Raw genomic sequence first — 20634 nt, forward strand, 5'->3', positions numbered from 1 at the left:
AGCAAAGTGCTAATCGAGTACCGACCGTGAACGACACCAATTCTGGACCATTGATCAGACAACGACTTGGCGCCGTATTGTTTGCCGATGTCGTCGGTTACTCAAGGCTCATGAGTCAAAATGAACTGGACACCTACAGTTCATTGAAGTCCCTCCTGTCACAGCTCGAAGCCACCTGTACGCACTATCAGGGCAATGTCATAGAAATTCGGGGCGATGGCATTCTTGCCCTGTTTGAAACGGCCACGAGCGCCGTCAAATTTGCGATCGAACTGCACAGAATTGCTGCACAGCACAACAGGACACGCACGGAAAATGACAAGATCAAGTTCCGCGCCGGTATTCACCTTGGGGAAATCCTGATCGACGAACGCGGTATCCATGGTGACAACGTTAACATCGCAGCAAGGCTGCAGGAGATCGCAGAACCCGAGCGTGTCTATGTCAGTGCAGCGGTATATGAACAGGTCTGCAATCGGCTGCGTTATGGCTATGAGTTCCTCGGACCGAAACAGCTCAAGAACATATTGTCGCCAATTTCGACCTATTGCGTGCGCAGCGAGGCCGAGGGGGCGACCATGGCCGCAACCTTGCGCCCTGATTCACCAGTAGAATTGATGGATCGTCCGGACATCCCTTCCGTAGCGATCCTGCCCTTCACCAGCGCCGGTAATGACGAGGCAGACAGTTGGATCGCAGATGGGCTGACCGATGACATCATTATGAACCTGTCCAAATTCCGGAACTTGTTCGTTATCGCCCGCAACTCATCATTCTTCTTCAAAACCCAATCTATGTCACCGAAAGAGGCCGCGCGCCGGCTAAACGTGCGTTACATCGCGCGAGGCAGCGTTCGCAGATCGGACAGTCGCATCCGTATCACTGCCGAACTGATCGATGCGATGTCCGAAAGGACAATTTGGGGTGAGCGTTTTGACCGCAAGATCGACGACGTTTTCGACATTCTGGATGAAGTGACCGAATGCATTGTTGCCTCCACCGCCGTGATGATTGAATCCCATGAGCGCAAGAGGATGGTCCAAGCCACGCCTAGTAACCTCGCAGCTTACGGAGAGGTCCTCAAGGGGCAGCACTATATTTTCAGATATACGCGCAACGACAACCGGATGGCTCAAAGCTGCTACGAATCCGCCTTGGAGCGCGACGACAGATACGCGCGCGCCGCAGCCGCTTTGTCACGAACCCTGAACATCGACTGGCGCTACTCCTGGACCACTGACCCCGACACCGCGCTCGACAAGGCACTGGTTTATGCGCAGCGCGCGGTAGAGTTGGACCCCACGGATGCCAGAGGCTTTGGCGAGCTGGGCTACGTGCATCTCTATCGCAAAGAACACGACGCAGCGATCGAATCTTACAAGCGGGCATTGTCTCTCAACCCCAATGACGCGGACATGCACTCAGACTATGCTGATGCGATGGCACATTCGGGGCAAAATGAAACGGCAATTGAATATCTGCAGCGAGCCATGCGGCTCAATCCCTACTTTCCGGATCAATATCTGTGGCATCTTGCCGGGGCATATTTCAATCTTCAGGAATACTCTCAGACTGTTCAGCATGTAAGCAAGATGAACAACCCGACCGAGGGGCAGCGCCTTCTGGCGGCCAGTTTCGCACATATGGGCAAGTTGGACGCGGCCCGGGATATTGCCGACAGGCACCGCAAGGCGCATCCGAATTTTTCGCTCAAGCGTTGGGAGAACGTGCAGCCGGATCGACGCCCTGAGGACACCCAGCACTTTGTCGAAGGCCTCAAGAAGGCTGGTTTCCAGTAAGGCACAACCGAGATGATTACTGACCGAACACGCTTTCGCCGTTAACCTGGCAGTGGTTCAAGATGCCGGTACAGTAGTGGTCGCATTTGCGTCCGTCGCAGCCGGACGGCGTCAAATCAGTCGTCATCCAATCCACGCTCTGACAAGATCACCAAAGGATGAGGGGCGTCACCAGCCAGACATGCGGTTAATCCTGCTGCACCGGAAGGCGTTGTAGAGTACCCCATCTCCCTTGCTTTCCCCACGGCCTCTTCGGCCTCGGCATCTGTCACAATCAACCATTCATCTGCTGCATCACGCAAAATCTCGTAAGCAAGCATCGAAGGCGTCTTGCAATCCAGACGGCCCATGTTCGAAGTCGGCCCCGAAACCGTCACCAACTGGCCTGCCCGCGCACTTTCGCGCAGACACGGCGCGGCATCGGGTTCAACGACTAGAATACGTGGTTGTACTGCCCATGATGAGCGGATCATGTAAGCGACTGCCGCAGCCAGCCCACCAACACCAGCCTGCAGATACACATGGCTGGGCCAACTGCCTGTTGCCTCAAAGGTTTCGCGCATCTCCTCAGCCATAACGGTATAGCCCTCCATCACCAGACGGGGCGGTTCGGTATATCCGGTCCACGATCCGTCAGCCAAATGAACGGCACCACTGGCCTCGGAATCCTCGATCGCGGCGGCGATGCTGGCTTCATAATCTGCGCCTGATCTAACAACCTCGGCACCTTTTTCGCGCAGCCGAGTTGCAAAGGCCTCGGGTACTGTCTCCGCGAGGTGAATACGCGCTTTGGCACCAAACATCGCGGCACCTGCTGCGACCGCCATCCCGTGATTACCTGCGCTGGCACACACGAAAGTCATCGCTTCAGCGGTTCGAAGAAAGTCGTCACTGCTATAGCCTTCGGGCGCGACCGAGATACCCGCCTTGTCCGCAATCATTCGCGCCACGGCATAGATCCCACCCAGCGCCTTGAACGCGCCCAGCCCCATACGTGCGGTCTCATCTTTGACCAAAAGTGTTCTGCCGCCGTATTCAAAACTGTCCAACGGGGTCGGCCTGTAAACGGAGTTCATCCGCCAAAGAGCACGCGGTTTTTCGGGGTCTAGTGTGATTCTCTGTTCCATGAACACGACGGTATCGAATAGTTCTGATATTATCTGATCACCATTGACGTATTTTGCGAGAATTTTTCTCGACAATTCGTCAAATACCGGAGCCTCTCGATGGACAAGCATGACGCACAGCTTTTGGATTTGATGCAGACCGACTCGAGGCGTGGGCTGGAAGCGATGGCAGCCGAAGCCGGATTGTCTGTAGCTTCGGTGCAGCGACGGCTGCGATCTTTGCGCGACAGGGGCATGATCACGAAAGAAGTTGCTGTGATCGATCCCAAAAAGATCGGCGTTCATATGACATTTGTAGTGATGGTCGAACTTGAACGCGAACGCCAAGATCAAATCGATGCGTTCACCCGATGCATTCAGACCGAGCCGATGGTTCAGCAATGCTACTACGTAACGGGTGAGGCCGATTTCTGCCTGATCTGCACAGCAATCGACATGGAAGATTTTGAAGCGCTGACAAAACGTCTTTTCTTCAACAACTCAAATGTCCGACGCTTTCGAACCTCCGTCGTGATGGGGCGCAAGAAAATAGGTCTGGAATTGCCGATCCCAACCGCCGACCTCAACGATCTCTAACTTCGCAAAAACAATATACTCAACTCGGAAAGGGTCACACTCTTTCGATACTCTGCGCGATCTGCGTTGCCTCTTCAACGCTCAGGCGTGGGGGGTGCCAATCGCGACCAGGCGCTGCATCAAGCAGCTTCTTGGTATATTCATGTTTGGGCGCGTTAAATACCTCATCTGCAGTGCCAAACTCGACCATCACGCCCTTCTCCATCACAGTGATATAGTCAGAGATTTGCGCAGCGACCCTCAGATCATGGGTGATAAAAATGATGGCCATCTGATACTTTTTTTGCAGATCGTTCATCAGGCGCAGTACCTGCTTTTGAATCGACAGGTCCAGCGCTGAGACAGATTCATCAGCAATCACAACATCCGGGTTCATCGACAGCGCGCGGGCAATGCCAATGCGCTGACGCTGACCACCCGAGAAATTGCGCGGGGTGCGATAATACGCTTCGGGCTTCAAACCGACGAGGCCCAGCAACTCCATCGCTTTGGCTTTGGCCTCCCGCTGACTCATGCCCTGCAGGGTCGGTCCACGCGTGATAATGTTCCCAACGGTTTGCGTGGGATTAAGCGACCCGTACGGATCCTGAAAAATCATCTGTATTTCGCGTCGCGCCTGTTGAAGTGACTGGTCCTGCAAGGCGAGAAAATCGTGTTCGTTGACTATGACCGCCCCTTCAGTCGGCTCAACCAATCGGATCAGAGCCTTGGCAAGCGTGGATTTTCCCGACCCGCTTTCACCGACAACCCCCAGTGTTTCGCCACGTCGCAAAGCAAAGCTGGCATCGTTGAGCGCATGGACCTGCTTGGATCCAGTACCATAAAGCTTGTGCAGTGACTTCACTTCAACAATAGCGGAGTCGTTTCTCGTCAGATCAGGAGATCGAACAGTCTCCAGCAGCGGCATCGCATCAACCAGAAGCCTTGTGTAATCCTCTTTGGGGTGCATCAGGATTTCTTGTGTGGTCCCCTGTTCGATAATCTTGCCCCAACACATGACAGCAACGCGGTCGGCTACATCTGCCACCACACCAAAATCATGCGTGATAAAGACGGTCGCGTTATCATAAACCTCTTTCAGATCATTGATCAGGTTCAGTATTTCCTTTTGCGTCGTGACATCCAGCGCCGTGGTCGGTTCATCGGCAATCAAAATGTCTGGCTTGCACGCCAAGGCCATGGCGATGACGATCCGCTGACATTGCCCGCCCGAGACTTGGTGGGGGTAACTATCGTAGATCCGGCGCGGTGAGGGCAGCTTCATCTGCTCAAGCAGTTTCAGGGTCTCTGCTTTGCGCTGCGCTCTGGAAACCTCGGGCCTGTGCAGCTTGAAAACTTCGTCTACCTGCGCGCCGATTTTGATCGACGGATTCAGCGCTGCCATGGGTTCCTGATAGATCATCGAGATTCGTGCGCCGCGGATTTCATTCAGCTCGGACTGACCAAAATGCAGCACATTGCGCCCGTCGAACAGAACCTCACCAGCACTCACGCGCAGACGGGGCGGCACATCGTTCATGATGGCACTGGTCATCACCGACTTGCCTGATCCGCTTTCACCGACAATACAGGTAACTTCACCGCGTTTCAGCGTCAGCGTCACATCCTCGACCGCGTATCTTCGGTCGGCACCCTTTGGCAATTCAATCGACAGGCTCTTGATTTCCAGGATCGGATCGTTGGAACGGCTGGCGTCAGACATGGCGGCTTCCCTGTTAGTATCTTTCTGCTAGCTGGGAAAACCTGGCCTTGTCGTTCACAGCCAAGCAGTAATTTCGGCTTTACACAAGCCTCATGATCCATTCCCCTTGACATATTCCTACTATTATAGTCAGGAAATACGCGCCCAGCTTTTCCTCGGTTTCCCTGCCAGGCGACTTTTCATGGTTTGGCAAGGAAGCGCACATGGAGCCAATTTCACAACCATCGCGCGGACCTCAGCGTAACAAAGCTTCGCGGATGGCTAAGCAGCAAACGGTTTCAAGCTGCGGTTTCGATGAATTTGAAGAACATGTGCTGCACGTTTCACGCTACTTCTTTCTGGCGTTTTCCGAACCGCAGAGCGAAGCATGGATCGACGCATTCCGTCACGCGGAACAGGTGTTTCCCGTCCCTTTTGGTGCAACTATCGCAAACGCAGTGCTGATTGCCTTGAATGATATGCGTCAAAGCCGGATTCGGGCATTCAGTTACACAAACCCACACTGCGTGAACTGCGCACAGGGTATAACAGATGAAGAACGCTATCTGATATTGGCTCTGCAGAGCATCCGCCGCGGAATCCGGGGGGTTGCAGAAACCAATTGCATGCTCTTGTGCGAAGGCGGCCACAACACAAAGCTCTTGGCATCACTTGAGCGTATCGCAATCATAACCGGCGATGTCTCAAAGCCACGATACAACTGATCCTGATCCCGGGCAGTAGCCCCTCCGTTCAGACGGTGTAAACGCGTCAACTGAAACGCACGTGTTTCCATGTCCCCAGCGCCCGTAGTTTCGGCAAGTTGCGCACAATTTAAGGTCGCTGCCTGCTTCATGCCAACTGGCTGAAAACATACGAGAATCGTCAGAAAAAGGGGTAAGCCTTTGAACACATCAGGAAATTGCTGACTTTTTGAGAGTGTTGCAAATGATGATACCATTCAAACCATAGACTCTACCTCAAGCCACTAAAGTCAGCCAGGGAGAAGCACTATGAAGGGCGACAAGAAGGTATTGGAATATCTCAACAAAGCACTGCGTCACGAGTTAACAGCCGTCAGCCAGTATTGGCTCCACTATCGGCTGCAGGATGACTGGGGCCTCGGCAGCATGGCCAAGAAAAGCCGCGAAGAATCCATTGAAGAGATGGAGCACGCAGACAAACTGATCGAGAGGATCATCTTTCTGGAAGGCCATCCAAACCTGCAGAAACTTGACCCTTTGCGCATCGGACAAAACCCACGTGAAACTCTGGAATGCGACCTCGCTGCCGAACAGAGTGCGCGCAAGCTCTACAAAGAGGCACGCGATGTCTGCAAGGATGCCGGCGACTATGTCTCGATGAGCTTGTTTGAAAGTCTGATGTCAGACGAAGAAGGTCATATCGATTTTCTGGAAACGCAACTGGAGTTGCACGACCGGGTCGGTGCCGAACACTTTGCGCAACTCAATGCCACCAAGATGGAAGATGCCGACTAAACTAAACGTTTGTGAACAGCGGTTCAGACCCAGCGTTCTTATACGTCAATATTAGTCGTCCACATGGCAACACAGCTATCACAACTCCACGCAGCAAGATCGCTATGGATCATCAACGAACCCGTACGCTGCTAACTACTAAATGGAACGGAATGGCGTCTACTAAGGCACGTGAGGGCGGATCGCTCGATAACTGCTCCCGGCGATCCGCACCAATCCGGCTCTTAGCTTAATTGATTTCCTCTGTTTCCTGAACCTCACCCGGCCCATGAACCTTCTCGCGGAACCATTGCGCCAGCACGTAGAGGGCAGGAATAAAGAACACGCCGACAAAAGAAGCCGCGATCATGCCACCAAAGACCGGTGTCCCAACGCCCTTGCGCGCGAGCATCGATGCTCCGGTCGCGATGACCAGAGGGAAAAGCCCTGCAATGAAGGCAAAACTGGTCATCATCACGGCGCGGAAACGAGATCGCCCCCCGTCAATCGCTGCGTCCACGATGCTCATACCCTTCGCGCGCCTGTCCATTGCAAATTCCACAATCAGAATGGCGTTCTTGGCGGCCAAGGCGATCAGAACAACAAGCCCGATCTGGGCATAGAGGTTGTTGGCCAGACCCGCGATCAGCAATGCCGCCATGGCGCCGCAAGCCGCGAACGAGACCGAGAGCAATACGATCAGTGGGATCGTCCAGCTTTCATACAATGCAACCAGAAACAGGTAAGCAAAGAGCACCGCAAGGCCCAATACGATTGGGGTCTTTCCGGCCGCGGCGATTTCCTGTTGTGCAGTTCCCGTCCAGTCATAGCTATAGCCATTGGGCAAGGATTTGGCGGCCACTTGCTCCATGGCAGCGATAGATTGGCCCGATGACACACCCGGTGCTGGATTGCCGGATATCGTCACAGACCGATAGTTGTTGTAGCGCACCAGTTTCTCAGGTCCGGTCGTCAGTTCCGTCGTAGCAACAGAACGCACCGGAACCATCTCACCCTGATTGTTGCGTACGTGAATCCGACTGACATCTCCGATGGTGCCTCGGAACTCTTCCTCCGCTTCAAGATTAACCTGCCAGGTCCGCCCGAACAGGTTCATGTCATTGACGTAGTACCCACCCATTGTCACCTGCATCGCCTGAAACAATGTGCTGACATCAACACCCAAGGTCTGCAGCTTCTCTCGATCCAGATTCAAATTCAGCTTGGGCGTATTGGCCGAAAACGTCGTATACACGCCCGAAAGCCGCGGATCGCTATTGGCATCCGTGATCATTCCCTTTGCGGCAGCACCCAGTTCCAGCGGGCTGCCACCTTGCAGATCCAAGAGTTGGAATTCGAACCCTGAACCGGTTCCCAACCCTGAAATCGGCGGAAGGTTAAAGGGAATTCCGATGGCCGATTTCATCGCCGCGAGGTGTTGGCCCGTATAGGCAATCGATGCATCCACGGACAGGGAAGGGTCCGTGCGTTCTTCGAAAGGTTTCATGATGGCAATCATGAAACCGGCATTTGATTCCGTAAGCCCATCAATAATGCTGTAGCCCGTGACGGTCATCACATCCTGAACGCCCGGAGCCTTCAACAGGATTTCATAAGCCTCATCCATGACCTTGGCCGTGCGATTTACCGATGCACCCTGAGGCAACTGGATTTCCACAAAGTACGCACCCTGATCTTCGGTCGGCAGGAACCCGGATGGTGCTATCTTGAACAATGTGCCTGCGCCAAACATGGCGGCCCCAAGAAAGACCAGGCCAAGAATGGCGCGCCGCGCAAACATACCCGCGACGACAGCATACCCGTCCCGGGCATTGTCAATCCTGCGGGATACCCAGGCCAGCGGGCCCTTTTTGGGTCCCTCATGACGTTTGAGAAGGATCGCACACAAAGCCGGGCTAAGCGTCAGCGCATTCAGGGCCGATATCAGCATCGAAAATGACACAGCCACGGCAAACTGACGGAACATGGCCCCCGTAATCCCCGGTATGAAGGCAACCGGAACGAAGACCGACAAAAGAACAAACGTGATAGCCAGAATAGGGGCGGTGATCTGCTCCATCGCCTCGGCGGTGGCTTCGGGGACCGAAAGATCGGGTCGCTCTGACATGACTTTTTCGACATTTTCGAGAACAACAATCGCATCATCCACAACGATGCCGATCGCCAGAACCAACGCCAAAAGGGTCACGGTGTTGATCGAAAAACCAAGCGCCATCATGAATGCCAGCGCGCCGATCAGCGAAACCGGAACCGCAATCAAAGGTATCAAGGCCATCCGCAGGCTGCCCAAGAACAGGAACACCACGAGCACGACCAACGCAAAAGCCTCGATCAGGGTTTTGACAACCTCATCGATACTGGCCTCGACAAAGTAGACCGAGTTATAGGGAATTTGCCATTTAACCCCATCAGGGAAGGATGGTTCCAGCTGCTCGATTGCATTGCGCACTTCTTCAGCCGTGTTCAGCGCATTGGCCCCCGGAGCCAGATAGACCCCGATCATTGCAGTCGGACTGCCGTCAAACTGAGCAAATGAATCCTGCGACTGCGCGCCCAGATCAACCCGCCCGATGTCGCGGATGTATATGAACGACCCATCGGGTTGAGCACGGACAACAATGTTCTCGAATTCTTCGACTGTGCTCAGACGCCCTTGCGTCTGAATGTTCAGCTGAAACGTAGGGTCTTCCGACATCGGCTGAGCGCCGACACGACCCACAGCCGCCTGAACGTTCTGAGAATTCAACGCAGAAACAACGTCAGACACCGCAACATTCAGACCGGTCATGGTGTCCACATCCAGCCATATCCGCATGGAATAGTTCTGCGCACCAAAGATCGTGGCATCCCCGACACCCGGCGACCGTTTGATACTGTCGAGCAGGTTGATGGTTGCAAAATTCGACAGGTACAGCGTGTCGTGTTCAGGATTGTCCGACGTGACCGCAATCGCCTGCAAAAGCGAAGTTGATTGCTTTTGCGTAACAACCCCCGCTCGCACCACCTCATCAGGAAGTGAGGCCGTTGCAAGCGATACCCGGTTCTGAACGTTGACCGCATTGATATCCGGATCCGTTCCGGGTTCGAACGTGACCTGTAAGCTGTAGCTGCCATTTCCACCGCTGGTGGACTTCATGTACAGCATGTCGCTGACGCCGATAATCTGTTCCTCAATGGGCTGGGCGACGGTGGATTCGACAACCTCGGCGCTGGCCCCGGGGTAATAGGCTGTCACTTGTACCGTGGGTGGAACAATGTCGGGCAGTTGCTGCACCGGCAATTGCGTCAGCGAGATCAGACCAGCCAACGTGAACAATACGGAAATGACGATCGCAAAGCGCGGTCTGCGAATGAAAAGACGAGAGATCATTCGCTTATTCCTTGGCTGGTTGCTGGGTGGTATCTGCCGGCTCTGCCGTGACTTCCATACCCACGCGCACCTTCTGCGCGCCTTGGGTGATCACCTTGTCGCCCTCCTTCAGCCCATCAGTGACCACGGCCTTTGTTCCGGTAACCTCACCGGTCTTGATCGGTGTTTTTGCAACCTTCCCGTCGCTTCCGACTGTCAGGACAAAATAGCCACTCTGATCGCTTTGCAGCGCATCAGCGGGTATTGTCAGGGACTTTTTATCCGGATTGTCTATCACGTTGACCCTGGCAAGCTGATCATTCAGCAACGTCCCGTCAGGATTGGGGAAAATCCCACGGACAAGAACGGTATCCGTGCTTTCCTGAACCGTGGTATCGATGACATCCACCTTACCCGTACTCTCATATACCTCGCCATTCGCCAGAGTGAGCTGAAGCGTGACCTTACCACCCTGCAGGTTTTTACCCTTTTTCTGGAAATCAAGCAGTTGCGCATTGGCTACCGGAAAGGAAACATAAATCGGATCAATGCTGGTCAGCGTCAGAAGCGTGCCGCTTTGCGGACCCACATAAGCACCCTTGCTAAGGTCTGTCAGACCGATACGCCCGTCAAAAGGCGCTGCGATTTTGGTGTAAGAAAGCTGAATATGAGCATCCTGCAAGCTGCCCTGCAGCTGCGTGATCAAGCCATCTGCCTGACCCTGCTCAGCTTGTGCCTTTTGGACGACATTTTCCGGCGTATCCCCTTTGGCAAACAGTTTTTGCTGCCGGTCCAGTTCAATATCGGCCAGAGTTTTCTGCGCCTTCGCGGATTCAATCTGGCCCTGAATTTGAGTGATATCGGCCTGATAAGAATCTTCTTCAATCTCAATCAGGACATCTCCTGATGCGACCTTTGCACCGTCTTTGAAATTGATGTTTTCAATGAACCCATCAACGCGAGCGATGATATCGACCGAGTCAATCGCCTCTATGCGACCAAGATAGGTATCGCTGTATGTGACCGCCGTCATCGATGCTTCTGCGACCACCACGCTTGGCTTGGGAGGGGCCTCCGTCTGCGCCTCAACCGGGGCGGACGACAGGATGAATGCCAACAAACATAGTGTCGAACCCGATACGAAGCCTGATTTTGTGAAATACATTGCAAACCCTTGGTAATTTATTTTGCATAGCCCCGCCGCAACGTGGCAGCCCACCCAAAGAATGAGACTGCAACAGATCTGCGAGCGAAGTCACGAAAAAGATCGAAGCAGGGAGCACAATTGACCAAGATATAGCGTGACGCAATAGAAAGTGCCGGATCAACAACTTGGCGACAGATCCTCATCAGCGTCACGATAGTGCCCAGCTCCACTGGTTCGTACCGGTCTAAAACGGCAGTTGGCTCAGATCAAACCCAGAGCAACAGCAGATTGTGGATGGATTTCAAGATCGGAAAAGGTCGCGACATTGTCCCCAACAACGTTGTCCTGCCGCATAAGCGCCACCTGAGCGGTCGTAATAGGCGGCTGGGGCAAAGCCGCCATCGTCATAGCAAGCAGCCACCAGAGCTGGTAGGGCACAGGTACTAGCAACCTCTTTTTGCCGCCGCGCCGCGCCAGTCTTTGGACTATATCCCTGTAGGTGAGGACATCTGGCCCACCCAATTCGTAAATGCGCCCGCGAGCATCAGAGAATCCGGAGACACGAACCGCGGCCCTCGCAACATCACCGACCCAGACCGGCTGCAACTGAACACTCCCATCCCCAAACAACGGAAAAATCGGCATGCGTTGTACGATCGCGACGAGGTCGCCAAAAAAAGCACCGTTTCGGCTAAACAAAACACTTGGGCGCAGTATCGTAGCATCCGGACAGGCGCAGAGAACAACTTTTTCTCCTTCCGCCCGCGCACGCACATAGGCGGATCGAGAATTGCGATCAGCTCCGATCCCGGAGACATGAATCAGGGATCTGACACCAACCGAGATCGCTGCCTCAGCGACGGAGCGCGCACCGATCACATGGATATCCTGAAAAGTTTCCGAGCGGGTTTCGCTATAAAATCCGATACAATTGACGACAACGGCAACGCCATTGAAGACACGCCGCAACGTCTCTGGTTCCTTCAAATCACACCGCACCACACCAACAGAGCTCTCATCACCAAAGCCCAGTTGAACAGCATTTTCTGGAAATCGCGTCGCAACACTGACGATGAACCCTGCGTCCTTCAGTTCCCGGACAACCCTGCGTCCGAGGAATCCAGTGCCGCCAAGAACGACTGCCGTTTCTCCGGTCTTTGTCGTGGCCATGGCCGCCTCCTGTGATGCTGCGCTTCACCGCTTGCTTCAAACGTCGGACTTTGAAGATTTGGGCAACAGATCAATAGGCAAAGGAAACACGACCGTCGTTGTACCATCTGCGGCGATATCGTTGAGAGCGTTGAAATAGCGCAGTTGCATGGAGTTTGGCTGGGTCGCCAGAAGTTTGCCCGCTTCGACCAGTTTCGACGCCGCCTGAAACTCACCTTGTGCATTTATGACCCGTGCCCGTCGCAAACGTTCAGCCTCGGCCTGTTTGGCAATGGCACGCACCATGCTCTCGTCAATATCCACGTGCTTGATTTCGACATTCGCTACCTTGACGCCCCAAGCGTCCGTCTGGCGATCCAAGATCTCCTGGATGTCAGCATTTAGCTTGTCCCGCTCAGCCAGCATCTCGTCCAGTTCGTGCTTGCCCAGAACCGACCGCAAAGTAGTTTGTGCCAATTGGCTGACGGCGGCCCGGAAATCAGCCACGTTGATGATTGCCCGCTGCGGATCGACGATACGAAAGTAAATCACCGCGTTAACCTTGACCGAGACATTGTCACGGCTGATCACGTCCTGACTGGGCACATCTTCCACGAACATACGCAGGTCGGTACGCACAAGCTGCTGTACCACCGGAATGATCAGAACAAAGCCCGGTCCCGAAACCCGTGTGAACCGCCCCAGAGTGAACAACACCCCACGCTCATACTCCCGAAAGATGTAGATTGCTGCCTGCAGGAACAGGAAGACCAGCACCAACGCGATGAGATAGGCGATCCATTCAAACTGGAATGCTTGCATCATCAAACCCCTCCACCAGTTTCAGATTGCTTGTCCATCGCCGGGCCGACACGCAGCGTTAGCCCGTCGACCCCCAAAACGCGCACCTCTTGACCAGGCCGCAAGTCGGCATTTCCGTCGGCCTTCCAGCGCTCGCCCTCAACCCAAACAAACCCGACCCCATCGGACCAATCCAATACGCGCGCTGGCGCCCCGATCATCCGGTTTGCGCCCGTAACCGGCGCACGCCGGTAGGTCTGAATCGTATATCCAAGAAGTACAGCCAGGATCGATGCGCTGACCATCGCCATGACACCGATCAGCCACCACGAGACACGGTAGGCCTCGACTTCCGTGTCCACAAGCATTGCTGCCCCCAGAGAGAAGGCGATGATCCCACCCAGCCCCAGCACCCCGAAACTGGGAGAGAAAGCTTCGGCCACCATGAATGCGATACCAAGGCCGATAAGTGCCAGCCCGGCGTAATCAAGAGGCAGTTGATTGAGCGCATAGAGCCCCAGCGTCAGGCAGATCGCACCAACCACTCCGGGCACAACAGCCCCAGGGTTCCAGAACTCGAATATCAGGCCATAAACACCCAACATCATCAGCACCAATGCCACGTTCGGGTTTGAAAGGATGCTGAGTATGCGTGTGACTGCCCCCATCTCGATCCGTTCCACGGGCAGACCTGAAACCTTCAGCGTTTCTCGGGTTTCACCCATCACCACGCTGCGCCCATCCGCATCCCGCAACAGCGCATGCAAATCCGAAGCCATCAGGTCGATAACGTTCAGTTCCAGTGCCTGTGCTGCAGACAGACTCTCGGCTTGCCGCACCGCACTTTCGGCCCAGTCTGCGTTGCGATCGTGTAATTCAGCCAGGCTGCGGATCAGGGCCGCCGCATCGTTTGTGGCCTTGGCCGACATGACATCCTTTGGGGCCAGCGGATCGTCAGAGGTACCCTCTTCAGTCTCGTCACTCTTCTCGTCCGCAGCATCGGGGGGTTGCCCAGGCAAGCCACCAGGAAGACCACCAATTGCAACTGGTGTGGCCGCACCCAGATTGGTTCCCGGTGCCATTGCCGCAACATGGCTGGCATAGAGGATATAGGTACCTGCGCTGGCGGCATGGGCACCCGGAGGCGCGACATAGGTAATTACCGGAACTGGTGAAAGCAGTATCTCGGAAATAATCTCGCGCGTTGCGTCAGCCAGCCCTCCCGGGGTGTTGAGCTGAAATACGACAGCAGAGGTTGGTTGGTTCCTTGAGCCCTCAAGAACGCGGGCAACATGATGCACGGTTGCCGGACCAATTGGTCCTTCTATCACCGTGTGCAACACGCGGTTCTCAGTTGCCTCTGCCGTATCAACCTGACCATCTAAACGGTCTGCTGACAGAAAGGCCAGAATGATAAGACAGAGGAATCGTAGCTGTTGCTTCGCAAGCTCCATCTCTGCTTCTCCAGAACATAAGATAGAGCGATCCGCCGTGGTCTCAAATCACCGACAGAATTTGCGCTGCTTATTCGAGCGCGTGGCCACGGTCACAAGATTGATCGCAAGGCTATACTTCCGCTGCATCCATTGTGACCTCACAGGCCGCTGCCGGACGTTGCGTAGTCAATATTGATATAAAGATTGTTTGTTGACTATTTTAGTAAGCTTTATTAACGGTCCCACGTCACTGAACAGTGATTCAGAAAACAAGACCAAAACAGACCACCGCCAGCTTAGTGCAAGCCCTTCCGGTCCAAGTGTGTATCGAAGGGACAGAAATGCGTGCACAATTTCGAATGATGAGGCTTTTGGGCACAGCCTCTTGCCTGAGCATAATCGCAGCAGGGGCTTTGGCGCAGGAACAGGGACAAGAACAGGAAGATGGCTTCCTGGGCACCTTGGAACTGAGTGAAAGTAAACGTGAGATCCAGACAGACACGGCAATTCCGATCACAAACATTGATCAGGAAGAGATCAATGATCGGCAGGCCAACACTGTTGCAGAACTGATCGACTCGGTTCCTGGTGTGACGCTTGTGAATGGCTCGACGCCTCAGGGGTCCGGTATAAATATCCGCGGCTTCGGTGCGAATGGTACATTCGGAACCGACCAGAAAGTTCTGATTCAGGTCGATGGCGCGACCACCGGTGCCGAAGAACTCTATCGCATCGGCAACCAGCTGTTCACCGATCCGGAGCTTTATAAAAGCGTATCGGTTCTACGCGGCACCGTAGGTTCATTCGAGTACGGATCCGGCGTTGTTGGTGGTGCAATTCTGCTTGAAACCAAAGACGCCTCTGACTTCACCGGAGGTCAACCTGGCTTCCGCTTCCGACAAACCTTTGGCGGAGCATCAAATGGCGATGGCTTCCTGTCCTCATCCATTCTGGCATGGCAACCGACCGAGCAGTATGAATTCTTGCTGAACTACACTCACCGCGAACAGAGCGATCAGAAAGATGGCGGCGGCGAAACCATCGGAAACAGTGCATTTGAGCTGCCGTCATACCTTGCGAAAGCCAAATACTCATTCGGTGACAATTTCGAGCACTCTCTGACCGCGTCTTGGAACAACTCGACCTCTCAGGAAAGAGATGTCCCTTACGACTCGTTTGGAACGACTTCCGGTGCTTTCGGGAATGTCGACAGAGATATCGAGACGGCTGTTGGTATCTTGCGCTATCAATATCGACCTGCAGACAATGATCTGATCGATCTTGACGTCAATCTGAGCTACTCGGATCAGCAAATCGACAGTTCTGCCGTAGGACGTCCTTCGCCACTGCTGGACGCCGATCACCGGTATGAAACGACTAAGCTGACGGTCAAGAACACAGCTTATTTCCAGACCGGAATAGTCAATCACGACCTGCGCGTCGGTGTTGAATACATCAACCGCGAACGGCTTGATGCGTTTGCAGCGCCCGGTGGAACGGATCGTCGATTTGCATTCTTTGCAGTTGACGACATGCAGGTAGGTGAAAACTGGACAATCACACCCGCCATTCGCTACGAGACCCAATCGATCAAAGGCGACGCGGACCAAAGCCCGCCGGACAACGCCAGCTACAACAACAATGCCCTGATGGGCGGGTTGTCGGCACGTTACGAATTCGAAAGTGGTTTCGCGGTATTTGCCAGCGGTGCCTATACGGAGAATCTGCCGATCATCGACGATCTTGGAACTCCGTTGTTCATGACCCAGCCCGAGAAATCGACGACCTGGGAAGCTGGCTTCTCATATGACCGTGGCGATGTGTTTTCCTCTGGTGACGTTATACGTGCCAAAGTCAACCTGTATGATACAACCCTGCGGGACATCACGTCGTATCGTAATCTTGACGAAGTCAACGCTCAGGGCGTTGAGATCGAAGCCTCCTATGCACATGCAAGCGGCTTCTACGTCGACTTCAATGCCAACGTGACGGACGCGACAGAAACCACCAACACCGGGGCTGAATCCCGCTGGCGCAACGAACCGGCAGACACAGCCCGCCTTACACTCGGCAAACGGTTTGGTGAAACGCTGGATGTAAGCTGGGAAATCTTGGGTGCCAAAGCTGTTCAAACCAACGGCCGTACTCTGGCTGCCGGGTATGGTGTGAATACACTGCGCGCAACCTACCTGCCGCAAGAAGGTGCCCTTGAAGGTTTCGAGTTCCGCGTCGGGATCGAGAATATCCTGGACAAGAACTACCTGCCTTATCTGTCGACCCGAAATGCACCAGGTCGCAACTTCAAGCTGACACTGGCGAAAACCTTCTGATTCAATCGAAAGGACCGACAATGAAGAAAACCCATTTTCGCAACATTGTCCGAGCGGTCCCGACAATCCTGCCCCTGATCACAGGGGCAGGATTTGCCGCAGCTCAGGAACCCTCGGGTGTTATGATCGAACTGAGTTCGGCGGAAGCCAAAGACGACGGCTGCCTGCTGAATTTTCTGATCGAGAACAGCAATCCGGATGACATTTCCTCAGCTGTTTATGAGGTCGTCCTGTTCGGCGAAGAGGGAGAGGTTTCGTTGCTGACTCTGCTCGACTTCGCGGAACTACCCACCGGACGTCCGAGGGTAAGACAGTTTCAGTTTAACGACAGAAAGTGCGACCAGATCGGAGGAATTCTGATCAACGGCGCAGCGACCTGCGAGATTAACGGCAATTCGACAGACGCCTGTATGGATGGTCTGCGTCTCAAAAGCCGGCTTGAAACAGAGATGATTGGTTAACCCATGTCAGATCTTCACAATACCCTACTGGAAATACTCGAACTTGGCGGCCCGGTTGTCGCCATTCTGATCGCCGCATCAATCGCCACGCTGTCATTGGTCCTGTATAAGCTGTGGCAATATAAAGTTGCGGGCGTTGGACGCCATCTGGAGCTCTCTCTCGCGATTGAAGCCTGGGACAGACATGACCGCGACGCAGCGCTGGCCCATTTACGCAAAAGCCGCAGCTATCTGGAACCTGTGGTCCGGATGGCACTTTCAGGCGGAGATCAGACACTCTCGGACCGCGTCGATGCCGAGGCCGAAGACCGCTTTGCCCGGCTGGAACGCGGATTGAATGTTCTGGATATGGTGTCACAACTCGCACCTCTTTTGGGGCTGTTTGGAACAGTACTTGGAATGATCGAAGCCTTTCAGGAGCTTCAGGGCGCCGGAAGCGCGGTGGACCCTTCGCTTTTGGCAGGCGGTATCTGGGTAGCCCTTATGACAACCGCCGCAGGTCTGGCGGTGGCAATGCCCACCTCTTTGATCCTGACCTGGTTCGAGGCTCGTATGCGACGCGAACGCATTTTTGCGAACCGGGCTCTGCGGACGATCTTTGCACCCGGTCACGCGGCAGAGGAACCACTGGGCGCCACCCTCGCGACCACGAAACTGGCTCATGGCGCTTGATACCCGAAAAAAGCGGCGCAAGCGCCTGTCACTGACATCGCTGATCGATGTCATCTTTTTGCTGCTGCTGTTCTTCATGCTCAGTTCGACCTTTTCAAAGTTTGGCGAAATCGAACTGACTTCGGCAGGGGCTGGTGGCAGCACACAGGAAAGCACCATCCGCTTTCTGAAACTCGAGGCCGAGCGCATCACACTTGATGGCAAACCCCTACTCCTCGACCAGATTGGGGCAGCTTTACAAAGTGACAAGCAGCAGACGGTGCTGATCAGTCTCGAAAAAGAAGCAAGCTCGCAGCAACTTATTGACCTGCTGACGGTGCTGCGCCCCATGAAGATGCTACAGACACGGGTGCTGGGATGATCAGTCTTGATCCAAAATCTGATCAGGCCAAAGAGCCGACAATTGCACTTATCAATGTCGTCTTTCTGATGCTGGTCTTCTTCATGATCGCGGGCAGTATCGCGCCGCCACTAAGCAACTCTGTGCAGCTTGCAGAGACACGGGATCTGGAAGGGCGCGAACCGCCGGATGCATTGGTGATCCGAGCTGACGGCGTTCTCGAATATCGTGGTGCCGAACTGACCTCGGTTGGCGCATATGTGGATCGTGCAGCGCTGGAATTGCCGCTGGATAGCGTTCGGGTCGTCCCGGATCGGGCCTTGCCAGCAACCGAGCTGGTGAAGGTCAGCACAGAATTGCGCGGCCTTGGGGCCAAAAAGATCTTCGTCGTCACTGAAAGAGCGCTGCAATGATCCCGAGTTCCCGTACTGCGGCCATCATCGCCGTCCTGCTGGCCCTCGCAACCCACAGCGTTGCGCTGCACGATTTCTCAGCAAAGGAAGAGATACAGATCGAAGGCGGTGGATCTGTTGAGGTTGCTGCGTTGGGTTCCTCTTTTGAAGACTACACAGCGGGAACTGCAGCAGCAGCTGAAGTCACCAAACAACATACCGCTGAAACACCCGAACAATCAAAACCTGTAGACCCTTCCAAGCAGGTGATGGAACCAGAGATCGCTGCTGCAGCCAGTCCGGCACCAGCAACCGCCTCAGCCAAACCTGTCGTTGCCGTTCGAAAACCGGCCACGCGACAACAGGCCATGAAACCAGTCGAGCAGGCCAAACCAAAGGCAGCGCCAGAGCAAAGCAAAGTCAAAAAACCAGAACCCGAACCAGAGGCAAAAAATCAGGTCGCGGCGCAGCAGGGAAATTCTCAGAACAATGCCAAAAAAGGCAGTGAGGCCGGCGAGACAAGCAAAGGTGATGCAAATGCGCAAAAAGCCAAGGTCAATTCCGCAAAGCAAGGCAATGCCGAGGCGAGTAATTATGCCGGACTGGTCAAGCGTGCCATCATGCGCGCGCGCCGAAAAAGCGTTAACATCCGAGGAGCGGCGCTGGTATCATTTCGCATTGCCGATAACGGCTCCTTGATGTCGGCCTCGATAAGCCGCAGCTCGGGATCAAAGCGACTGGATCAGGTCGCACTTGCACAGGTAAAAGCCGCGGCTCCTTTTCCTCCTCCTCCGGCATCTGCAAGACGGGAATTCACGATAAAAATTGTTGGAAAGTAGCAAACCAACAACCTTGAATACATCTCTATTCTTCGTACGCTGAAACTAGTGTCCAGCCCAACGCGCAAGCCGATCGCCTTAGGGGATCAGACCCTGACCGCCTGCAGCTCCTCAAGCAGGTCCAGTAGCTGATCCAGCTTCTCCTGCCCCATCTGCTGTTCGATGCTGCTGTAAATCGCCAGCGAGGTCGCAAGGTTCTCTTCGAGTATGAGGCGACCACTATCAGTGATCGTTACCATGGTGCGCCGCTTGTCCTGACTGTCCTGACGACGGGTGACATGACCGTCGGCCTCCATCGTCCGAAGAATACGGGTAAGGCTGGGCAGCAACAGGCAGGCCTCTTTCGAGATCGTGCTCTGCTCCACTTCTCCCATCTCATCGAGAACGCGCAGGATTCTCCACTTTTGCTCGGTCAGCTGGATGCCTTGCAACATGTCGCGGATCGGCGCCATGACGGTTTCGCGCGCGCGCAGCAAGGCGATGGGCAAAGCACGCGAGGTGCTGGTGGTATGGCTTTGTACAGTCATATCCGCGTTCTAGAGGCCTGATCCAGGAATTGCAAAGATTAACAAAGCAAGTTCTTGACAGGATCGATATCATTTACTAAACATGTTTACTAATTAGAGGAGACCACATGCCCCACTTCCACGTCGAATATTCCGGCAATCTCGAGGATCGGATCGACATGGCTGGCCTGTGTGAATGCATCCGGTCAACCGCAGCCGAGATTGATACCTTTCCCATGCCCGGCATCCGCGTGCGCGCAACAAGGGTCGATCACTACTCCATCGCCGATGGTAACCCTGATCATGGCTTTATTGATATCTCGATCCGGTTGCGCGCCGGGCGCCCTGACGAAGTCAAACAGGATGCTGCCCAACAGATATTCGAAGCCGTAAAGGCGTATCTGGCACCGGCCTTCTCGCAATACTCCATCGCGCTATCGTTCGAAATGCGCGACATCGACCCCGACCTTTCACCCAAAACCGGCACGATCCGTGACCATTTGGGACCAAGCACTCAGGAGACCTGACGC

19 protein-coding genes are annotated in these 20634 nt (G+C 54.5%); 11 read left to right on the forward strand and 8 right to left on the reverse strand.

Going from position 1 to position 20634, the window contains the following annotated elements:
* Positions 1-26 precede the first annotated feature (26 nt).
* Complete coding sequence (locus ACR0IO_RS14970) at positions 27-1799, forward strand: adenylate/guanylate cyclase domain-containing protein (RefSeq protein ID WP_480742400.1); 1773 nt, start codon at positions 27-29, stop codon at positions 1797-1799.
* Positions 1800-1915: 116 nt separating this feature from the next.
* Here ACR0IO_RS14970 and ACR0IO_RS14975 read toward each other — a convergent pair whose 3' ends face one another.
* Complete coding sequence (locus ACR0IO_RS14975; protein WP_480742401.1) at positions 1916-3037, reverse strand: pyridoxal-phosphate dependent enzyme; 1122 nt, start codon at positions 3035-3037, stop codon at positions 1916-1918.
* Between ACR0IO_RS14975 and ACR0IO_RS14980 the strand changes: the two genes are divergently transcribed.
* Positions 3026-3502 carry an Lrp/AsnC family transcriptional regulator gene (locus ACR0IO_RS14980; protein ID WP_480742402.1) on the forward strand — a complete coding sequence of 159 codons (477 nt, stop codon included), beginning with the start codon at positions 3026-3028 and terminating at the stop codon, positions 3500-3502. The genes ACR0IO_RS14975 and ACR0IO_RS14980 overlap by 12 nt on opposite strands.
* Positions 3503-3536: 34 nt before the next feature.
* Here the strand turns inward: ACR0IO_RS14980 and ACR0IO_RS14985 are convergent, their stop codons facing one another.
* Positions 3537-5204: a dipeptide ABC transporter ATP-binding protein gene (locus ACR0IO_RS14985; RefSeq protein ID WP_480742403.1), complete on the reverse strand. Its 1668-nt coding sequence runs from the start codon at positions 5202-5204 to the stop codon at positions 3537-3539.
* Between the two features lie 203 nt (positions 5205-5407).
* Between ACR0IO_RS14985 and ACR0IO_RS14990 the strand changes: the two genes are divergently transcribed.
* Both ACR0IO_RS14990 and bfr read left to right on the forward strand, forming a co-directional pair.
* Positions 5408-5908: a hypothetical protein gene (locus ACR0IO_RS14990; RefSeq protein ID WP_170334737.1), complete on the forward strand. Its 501-nt coding sequence runs from the start codon at positions 5408-5410 to the stop codon at positions 5906-5908.
* A gap of 288 nt (positions 5909-6196) precedes the next feature.
* Positions 6197-6682 (forward strand): bacterioferritin, encoded by a 486-nt coding sequence (bfr, locus tag ACR0IO_RS14995; protein ID WP_155149524.1) that lies wholly within the window; start codon positions 6197-6199, stop codon positions 6680-6682.
* Positions 6683-6911: 229 nt separating this feature from the next.
* Here bfr and ACR0IO_RS15000 read toward each other — a convergent pair whose 3' ends face one another.
* From ACR0IO_RS15000 to ACR0IO_RS15020, 5 genes are all read right to left on the reverse strand, one after another.
* On the reverse strand, positions 6912-10052 hold the full coding sequence (locus ACR0IO_RS15000) for an efflux RND transporter permease subunit (RefSeq protein ID WP_480742404.1): 3141 nt from the start codon (positions 10050-10052) through the stop codon (positions 6912-6914).
* A gap of 4 nt (positions 10053-10056) precedes the next feature.
* Positions 10057-11196 (reverse strand): efflux RND transporter periplasmic adaptor subunit, encoded by a 1140-nt coding sequence (locus ACR0IO_RS15005; protein ID WP_480742405.1) that lies wholly within the window; start codon positions 11194-11196, stop codon positions 10057-10059.
* Between the two features lie 243 nt (positions 11197-11439).
* Positions 11440-12348 carry a complex I NDUFA9 subunit family protein gene (locus tag ACR0IO_RS15010; protein WP_480742406.1) on the reverse strand — a complete coding sequence of 303 codons (909 nt, stop codon included), beginning with the start codon at positions 12346-12348 and terminating at the stop codon, positions 11440-11442.
* A gap of 36 nt (positions 12349-12384) precedes the next feature.
* On the reverse strand, positions 12385-13152 hold the full coding sequence (locus tag ACR0IO_RS15015; protein WP_480742407.1) for a slipin family protein: 768 nt from the start codon (positions 13150-13152) through the stop codon (positions 12385-12387).
* Entirely contained in the window at positions 13152-14582 is a 1431-nt protein-coding gene (locus ACR0IO_RS15020; protein ID WP_480742408.1) for an NfeD family protein, read from the reverse strand. The genes ACR0IO_RS15015 and ACR0IO_RS15020 overlap by 1 nt, the downstream gene beginning before the upstream one ends.
* Before the next feature lie 323 nt (positions 14583-14905).
* Between ACR0IO_RS15020 and ACR0IO_RS15025 the strand changes: the two genes are divergently transcribed.
* The 6 genes from ACR0IO_RS15025 to ACR0IO_RS15050 are packed head-to-tail and all read left to right on the forward strand — an operon-like array spanning position 14906 to position 19598.
* Complete coding sequence (locus tag ACR0IO_RS15025) at positions 14906-16894, forward strand: TonB-dependent receptor domain-containing protein (RefSeq protein WP_480742409.1); 1989 nt, start codon at positions 14906-14908, stop codon at positions 16892-16894.
* Between the two features lie 20 nt (positions 16895-16914).
* A complete protein-coding gene (locus tag ACR0IO_RS15030; RefSeq protein ID WP_480742410.1) occupies positions 16915-17355 on the forward strand; it encodes a hypothetical protein in 441 nt (146 codons plus the stop codon).
* 3 nt (positions 17356-17358) lie between these two features.
* The gene (locus ACR0IO_RS15035) at positions 17359-18027 is read left to right on the forward strand and encodes a MotA/TolQ/ExbB proton channel family protein (protein WP_480742411.1); all 669 of its coding nucleotides are present in this window, start codon (positions 17359-17361) and stop codon (positions 18025-18027) included.
* Positions 18017-18388 carry an ExbD/TolR family protein gene (locus ACR0IO_RS15040; RefSeq protein WP_480742412.1) on the forward strand — a complete coding sequence of 124 codons (372 nt, stop codon included), beginning with the start codon at positions 18017-18019 and terminating at the stop codon, positions 18386-18388. Before ACR0IO_RS15035 ends, ACR0IO_RS15040 begins: the two co-directional genes overlap by 11 nt.
* Complete coding sequence (locus ACR0IO_RS15045; RefSeq protein ID WP_155149509.1) at positions 18385-18780, forward strand: ExbD/TolR family protein; 396 nt, start codon at positions 18385-18387, stop codon at positions 18778-18780. Before ACR0IO_RS15040 ends, ACR0IO_RS15045 begins: the two co-directional genes overlap by 4 nt.
* Positions 18777-19598: a TonB family protein gene (locus ACR0IO_RS15050; protein ID WP_480742413.1), complete on the forward strand. Its 822-nt coding sequence runs from the start codon at positions 18777-18779 to the stop codon at positions 19596-19598. Before ACR0IO_RS15045 ends, ACR0IO_RS15050 begins: the two co-directional genes overlap by 4 nt.
* Before the next feature lie 86 nt (positions 19599-19684).
* On the opposite strand, the gene hpaR is transcribed toward ACR0IO_RS15050, so the two are convergent.
* Positions 19685-20125, reverse strand: coding sequence for a homoprotocatechuate degradation operon regulator HpaR (gene hpaR, locus ACR0IO_RS15055; protein ID WP_155149505.1), 441 nt, complete (start codon positions 20123-20125; stop codon positions 19685-19687).
* Positions 20126-20232: 107 nt separating this feature from the next.
* Between hpaR and ACR0IO_RS15060 the strand changes: the two genes are divergently transcribed.
* Entirely contained in the window at positions 20233-20631 is a 399-nt protein-coding gene (locus ACR0IO_RS15060; protein WP_480742414.1) for a 5-carboxymethyl-2-hydroxymuconate Delta-isomerase, read from the forward strand.
* The last annotated feature ends 3 nt before the right edge of the window (positions 20632-20634 follow it).

The organism is Ruegeria sp. CE12, assembly GCF_056537525.1.